General features: G+C 58.9%; 2 rRNA genes. Both read right to left on the minus strand.

The window, feature by feature from the left end:
- Positions 1 to 91 (minus strand): 23S ribosomal RNA (locus tag MFF58_RS31895); the annotation flags it as partial.
- Positions 92 to 552: 461 nt separating this feature from the next.
- A 16S ribosomal RNA gene (locus MFF58_RS31900) occupies positions 553 to 655 on the minus strand; the annotation flags it as partial.

Below are 655 nucleotides of genomic sequence, written 5' to 3' on the forward strand. Positions count from 1 at the left end.
CGCAGCTCCCCAAGGCTTATCGCAGCGTACCACGTCCTTCATCGCCTCTCAGCGCCAAGGCATCCACCGAATGCTCTTAAGGCACTTGATCGCTCTCGTGATCGATGTCCGTCGCTGATCCGACAGCCGTAAGGCTGGCTGATCAGCGCGACACGGTCACAAAAAGACCAGTGGCAGATCCGTTTCCGGATCCACCACCGTATGCTTGCCGAACATGACCGCCAGGGTTGGCAGATCTCTCTGCCCCAACGGCCACATTCCCTCTTCACGATGTCATTGATGTCTTCGCCTGACAGCCGACCCTGCGGAACCTGACGGTCCTCACAGCATCCAGGCTGCGGCAAACTCAATATCCGGACAGGCTCGACGCTCAGGCTCAAGAAGCGAGCTGGCGGAGCTGGATCTGTCCGGTACGAGAAAGAGAAACGAGGACGGCGCGTGTCCCGCCAATGGGCTCTGACTGAGCCCTGATATCCTAATGATCTTCGATGGGTCTGCACGAGGCAGGATGGATCCGATCGCTCGGAGCCGAACCCAAACAAGAATCCTTAGAAAGGAGGTGATCCAGCCGCAGGTTCCCCTACGGCTACCTTGTTACGACTTCACCCCAGTCGCTGACCCTACCGTGGTCGCCTGCCTCCTTGCGGTTGGCGCA

It is taken from the genome of Methylobacterium longum, assembly GCF_022179385.1.
In the GTDB taxonomy this organism is placed as follows: Bacteria; Pseudomonadota; Alphaproteobacteria; order Rhizobiales; family Beijerinckiaceae; genus Methylobacterium; species Methylobacterium longum.